Origin of the sequence: Exiguobacterium sp. AB2 (assembly GCF_000696055.1) — a bacterium.
In the GTDB taxonomy this organism is placed as follows: domain Bacteria; phylum Bacillota; class Bacilli; order Exiguobacteriales; family Exiguobacteriaceae; genus Exiguobacterium; species Exiguobacterium alkaliphilum.
On the sequence record NZ_JNAA01000071.1, the window covers coordinates 1 to 5,935 of the forward strand.

Below are 5,935 nucleotides of genomic sequence, written 5' to 3' on the forward strand. Positions count from 1 at the left end.
GGTGACTTGAAAAAGTTTCAATGCAGGCGATGCTTACTTTTGCTGCCCTCAATCTCAAGAAGATGGCGGGCTGGGCATGGAAGAACGCCCAGCCCGCCTGAAAAAGGGGCTCGGGCAGAGCGCCTCAAGGCCCGAAAACGACAAAGTCACGTTTCAGTTCGCCTGAAACGTGACTTTGTCTACAATCTGAAACCCCGTCAACCGACGGGGTTTTATCGTCTAGAAATATGGTCGATGTTTTCTTGAATCTCGCCGACCTTACTCTTCGCTTCGCGCAATCGTCGTTCGAACGCCTCGGTGTCACGTTTTGGTCGCCGTTCTTCTTTACCTCGACGTTGTCCTTCACTCGAGCGATGGAGATGGGTCGCTTTCATCAACCGCTTTTTAAACGATGAATCGCTCATAAGGACACCCCCTTCCATACTTATATGTTCCACCGTAGAAAGCGCGTGAAACGCGTCGATGTACTCAAGACGCAAGCGAACGTTGTACCTGCTTGTTGGCCGTCACCTTGACTGCAAGGAATGCGGCGAGCAGCGCTTTTAACGTATCCCCGATGATGAACGGGATATTCACGGTCAAGGCGTCTAGGAACGACAACCCGAGCATCACTTGCAACCCGAGGCTACCGAGTAGGTAGACGAGCCCGAGGCCGAAGACGAGGTTGTACGTCACGAGCGCCGGGAAGGACCGGTGTTGCTCAGAGAAATAACCGATTAAATAGGCCGCAATCGGGAACGATAGTAAATAGCCGACCGTCGGACCGACGAACGGGGCGAGGCCGCCTGAGCCGCTCAACACCGGAAGGCCAATCATGCCGAGCAACAAATAGACGATGACGGCGAGGGATCCCTTCTTCGCACCGAGGATCGAGGCGACGGTCATGATGCCGAGCATTTGGAGCGTGATGGGCACTGGACCGATCGGGATGGCAATGGAACCCATGCTCGCGAGCAGCGCCGCCCCGATGGCGATTTGGGTGATATCTTTGATTTTCATATGTAAACCCCTTTTCAGTTAACGTTGACTAAAATTAGGTTAACATGATTTAAAGAAGTGAACAAGCAAAAAATGAAGACCAGGTCATAAATGACGTGGTCTTCATCGATTAGGCGTGCGTCGGTAATTTTTGATTCGCCTCGTCTAGCTGCGTTCGAACTGCATCGAAGCCAGTGCCGCCGTAGCTATTTCGGCGTGCGACGGCCGTCACAGGGGACAACGCGTCATATAAGTCCTCGGTGATCAACGCGCTATGGGCTTGATACGTCTCGAGCGGAAGCTCTGACAAGTAGAGCCGCTCTTCAATGCAGTGACGGACGAGCGTGCCTGTCACTTCGTGCGCTTCCCGGAACGGCATCCCTTTCGCCGACAAATAATCAGCGAGCTCGGTCGCGTTCGAGAAGTCGCGCTCGGTCGCTCGTTTCATCGTATCCGCGTGGAACGTCATGTCTTGAATCATCCCGGCCATGATGCTGAGGCTACCTTGGACCGTCTTGACGGTATCGAACATGCCTTCTTTGTCTTCTTGCAAGTCTTTGTTGTAGGCGAGAGGAAGACCTTTCATAATCGTCAACAGCCCGATTAAATTCCCAACGACCCGACCAGATTTACCACGAACGAGTTCGGCCATGTCCGGGTTCTTCTTCTGCGGCATCATGCTCGAACCGGTCGAGAACACGTCTGAGATCGTGATGAATTTAAACTCTTCACTGCTCCATAAAATCAACTCTTCGCAAAAGCGTGACAAGTGCATCATGAGGAGCGAGGCGTTCGACAAATATTCCAAGATGAAATCACGGTCGCTCACGGCGTCGAGGCTGTTCGGATAGACACGGCTAAAGCCGAGCAGTTCGGCTGAACGATGGCGATCGATGGGGAACGTCGTCCCGGCGAGCGCACCGGCCCCGAGCGGACTCATGTCGATTCGTTTCAAACTGTCAAGAAAGCGCTCCTTGTCGCGCTCGAGCATCCAAAAATATGCGAGCAAGTGGTGCGCGAGGGAGACCGGTTGGGCCCGTTGCAAATGCGTATAGCCGGGCATGACCGTCTCGATGTTTTGTGAGGCGTGTGAGACGAGTGCTGACTGCACCGACTCGATGCCCGCAATCGTCTCGATGACGCGGTTCTTCAAATATAGATGCATGTCGGTCGCGACTTGGTCGTTTCGACTCCGGGCCGTATGCATCTTACCGGCGACGGGACCAATCTCTTCGTGAAGAAGTGCCTCAAGGTTCATATGGATGTCTTCATGGAAGACGTTGAACGTCAACGCGTCCTGTTTCGCCTTTTTTGCGAGCGTATGGAGACCACCGACGATTTGATCGACTTCAGCCGAAGTCAAAATCCCTTGCTCCCCGAGCATCGTCACGTGGGCGATGCTCCCTTCGATGTCTTCGAGCACGAGCGCTTGATCGAAATGAATCGATGCCCCGAACTCGTCGACCCATTCGCTGGCCGTCTGTTCGAACCGACCGCCCCATAGTTTACTCATGTACCATCGTTCCTTTCTCAGCGAGCACTTCCGCTTGTACTTTCGTCGGCAGTCCCCATAACTTGATGAAGCCGACGGCAGCCTGTTGGTCGAACGTGTCGGCCGACGTGTAGGTCGCGAGGTGTTCGTCATAGAGCGAAATCGGTGATTTCCGTCCGTCGACGATGGCCTGTCCTTTGAATAGTTTCATCCGGACCGTACCTGTCACCGTCTGTTGCGTCTCATCGATGAAGGCGAGGAGTGCTTTCGTCAATGGTGAGTACCATAAGCCATTATAAATCGTCTCTGTCAACTTCTGTTCGACGATCGGTTTAAAATGGGCGACTTCCCGGACGAGTGTGAGTGCCTCAAGCGCCTGGTGTGCGGTGATGAGCGTCATCGCACCCGGTGCCTCGTACACTTCCCGCGATTTGATGCCGACGACCCGGTTCTCAATATGGTCGATTTTCCCGATGCCGTGGGCCCCAGCGACGATGTTCAACTGCTCAAGAATGGCTGTGAACGTCGCCGCTTGTCCATTGATGGCGACCGGTACACCGGCGTTGAATTCGATTTCGACATACGTCGGTTCGTTCGGTGTGTCTTCGAGTTGCGCCGTCAATTCGTAGGCACTCGCTGGTGGAGCGGCCCAAGGGTCCTCGAGGATGCCGCATTCGACGGCCCGGCCCCAAATGTTCTGGTCGATCGAGAACGGTTCTTCTTGGACGATTGGAATCGGGATACCGTGCTCGGCCGCATAGGCGATCTCTTCTTCCCGTGACCATTTCCACTCCCGCACCGGGGCGATAATTTCAAGCGACGGGTCGAGCGCATGGATTGACACTTCGAACCGGACTTGGTCGTTCCCTTTCCCCGTGCATCCGTGGGCGACGGCGATGGCGCCTTCGGCTTGAGCGACCTCGACTAGCTTTTTCGAGATGAGCGGGCGCGATAGGGCTGAGACGAGCGGGTAGACGCCCTCATACATCGTATGGGCCTGCATCGAGTAACGGGCGAAATCGTTGACGAACTCATCGACCGCATCGATGACGACCGATTTGACGGCCCCGACTTTGAGTGCCTTCTGTTGGATGCGCTCCAAGTCTTTTCCTTCGCCGACGTTCAAACAGCAGGCGATGACGTCATACCCTTGTTCATCCAACCATTTGATTGCGACCGATGTATCAAGTCCACCTGAATAAGCTAATACGAGTTTTTGTTTCATTTCCTTACACCCCTTATACATAATTATTCATCTGTATTTATAAATATACGAATTACTCTAACGTATGCTTCTCCGTAAAGCAACCTTTTTGGCAAAAAAAAAGAAATCACTTGTGAAAAGTGATCCTTCATTGGACGATTTCGAGCTCGGGCATCCATTGGGACATGTGTTGGCTCGTGGCCTCGAACAGCTCCGGCTTGCCGGTCTGGAGCGGTACGACCTCGAACGGACCGTCGGCACTTGTGCGGCGGGTGAACGTCGGATAGAACATCGGGTTGGCGAGTTCGAACGTCGTCTCATCCGCCTCGACCGTCTTGACGACATCGATGCCGACGATGCCACCTGTATTCCGGTCGTCCCCTTGTTGTCCGGACAGGAAGTTGCCGAGCGAGTAGGCGACGAACGTCCGATTGCCTTCGGCGCCGTCCACCCAGGCGACCGGTTGGAGGACGTGGGGATGGTGGCCGATGATGAGATCGACCCCGAGGTCGGACAGTTGTTGGACGAGCGTCTGTTGCGCCTCGTTCGGGACCGTCTCGTATTCGTTCCCGAAATGAAGCGAGACAACAGTGATATCGGCCGCTTGCTCGGCCGCTTCGATTTCAGGGGTCATCGCCTCGAGATCGATGTAATTGACGTGATACGGTTGTTTCGGAACGACTCCATTCGTCCCGTACGTATAGGCGAGAAAGGCAAATGAGATGTCATTCTCGGTCAGCGTCCGAAGCTCAGACTTGTCCGCCTCCGATAAGAACGAACCGGTGTACAGCATGCCAATCTCGTTCCAGTGCGCGATCGAGTTCTCGATGGCCGTGACACCCCGGTCGAGCGTATGGTTGTTTGCCGTCGTCACCAAGTCGACGCCAGCGTCTTGAAGCGCATCGCCGACCTCATACGGACTGTTGAAGGCGGGATAACTCGATAAACCGATCTCACTGCCCCCAATCATACTCTCTTGGTTGGCGATGGCGATGTCGGCCTCGGTCAAAATCGGAGCGATCGGTTCGAAGGCGGCGGTGAAATCATAGCCGTCGCCGCGTTTGGCGGCATTATACACGCTGTCGTGCAACAAGATATCGCCAATGGCATAGAGCGACGACGTCGTCACGACGGGTTCTGGCTCTTCAGGAACAGGGGCCGGGGCTTCCGCCTCGGTCTCTGGTGCCGGGGTCTCCGTTTGCTCTGTAGACGTCTCGACGTCAGCGGTCGCACAGCCGAACAGAAAGAGGAGGGGCAAGGTCAACATGGCTTGTTTATACGGGATTACTCGTTTCAACGGACGAGTCACTTCCTTTCGTGTGATCCAAACTGGTCTACTCAAGTCATTCGCCATAGAAGAAGAATGTCCTTGTCAGGGCACAAGAAAAAAGTGCCAGGCTATAGTAGCATGGCACTCCAAGTGTTAAATCCGTTCTGTCTTCAAGATGTGTTCCATCTCCTCAAACTCGTTCGTGATCGTCGTGCTAGGTGGCGGTGTTAACAAACTGACGACATAAATGGCGAGGCTCGACAAGAAGAACGCTGGAATCATCTCATATAGCTCGCCGAAGGTCCCGAACCAATCGGCAGCAACGTTTTTCCAGACGATGACGACGAACGCACCGGTCAACATCCCAGCCAGCGCGCCTTGACGCGTCGTCCGTTTCCAGAACAGGCTGAACAGGATGAGTGGACCGAACGATGAGCCGAATCCGGCCCAGGCATATCCGACCAAGTTCAAAATCGTGTCATCCGCCCCGAACGCGAGCCAAATCGAAATGAGCGAGACGAGGATGACGGTAATTCGACCGACCATGACGAGTTCGCGGTCGCCGGCATCTTTGCGGAAGAACTTCTGATAGAAATCGGTCGTCGCCGCACTCGATGAGACGAGGAGCTGTGACGAAATCGTCGACATGATAGCTGCAAGCAAGGCTGCGAGCAACACACCGGTGATGAGGTCGACGAACAACAAATCAGATAGATTGATGAATATATTTTCTGGGTTGTCGATTTCTAGCCCGCGCTGAGTATAGTAGGCGAGTCCGAACAATCCTGTTGCCATGGCCCCGACGACGGTGAACAACATCCACGAGATGCCGATGCGTCGTGCCATCTTGATGTCTTGCAACTTCTCGATGGCCATAAAACGGACGATGATGTGTGGTTGCCCGAAATAACCGAGACCCCAAGCGAAGAGCGAGACGATGCCGATAAGCGACTGTCCTGTCAATGGATCAAGTAGCGCCTTATCGATATCA

At 54.2% G+C, this 5,935-nt stretch carries 5 protein-coding genes and 1 pseudogene; all 6 read right to left on the reverse strand.

Annotated features, from left to right (window positions below):
- Window positions 1-212: 212 nt before the first annotated feature.
- Window positions 213-404, reverse strand: a complete 192-nt coding sequence (locus tag DI14_RS09965) for a hypothetical protein (RefSeq protein WP_034808114.1) — start codon at window positions 402-404, stop codon at window positions 213-215.
- Between the two features lie 64 nt (window positions 405-468).
- Window positions 469-999 (reverse strand): biotin transporter BioY, encoded by a 531-nt coding sequence (locus DI14_RS09970; protein ID WP_034808116.1) that lies wholly within the window; start codon window positions 997-999, stop codon window positions 469-471.
- A gap of 109 nt (window positions 1,000-1,108) precedes the next feature.
- The gene (gene argH / locus DI14_RS09975) at window positions 1,109-2,491 is read right to left on the reverse strand and encodes an argininosuccinate lyase (RefSeq protein ID WP_034808117.1); all 1,383 of its coding nucleotides are present in this window, start codon (window positions 2,489-2,491) and stop codon (window positions 1,109-1,111) included.
- The gene (locus DI14_RS09980; protein WP_029595378.1) at window positions 2,484-3,695 is read right to left on the reverse strand and encodes an argininosuccinate synthase; all 1,212 of its coding nucleotides are present in this window, start codon (window positions 3,693-3,695) and stop codon (window positions 2,484-2,486) included. Before DI14_RS09980 ends, argH begins: the two co-directional genes overlap by 8 nt.
- 127 nt (window positions 3,696-3,822) lie before the next feature.
- Window positions 3,823-4,971, reverse strand: coding sequence for a CapA family protein (locus DI14_RS09985; protein ID WP_235193441.1), 1,149 nt, complete (start codon window positions 4,969-4,971; stop codon window positions 3,823-3,825).
- 126 nt (window positions 4,972-5,097) lie between these two features.
- Window positions 5,098-5,935: pseudogene (locus DI14_RS09990) on the reverse strand (sodium:proline symporter); the annotation flags it as partial.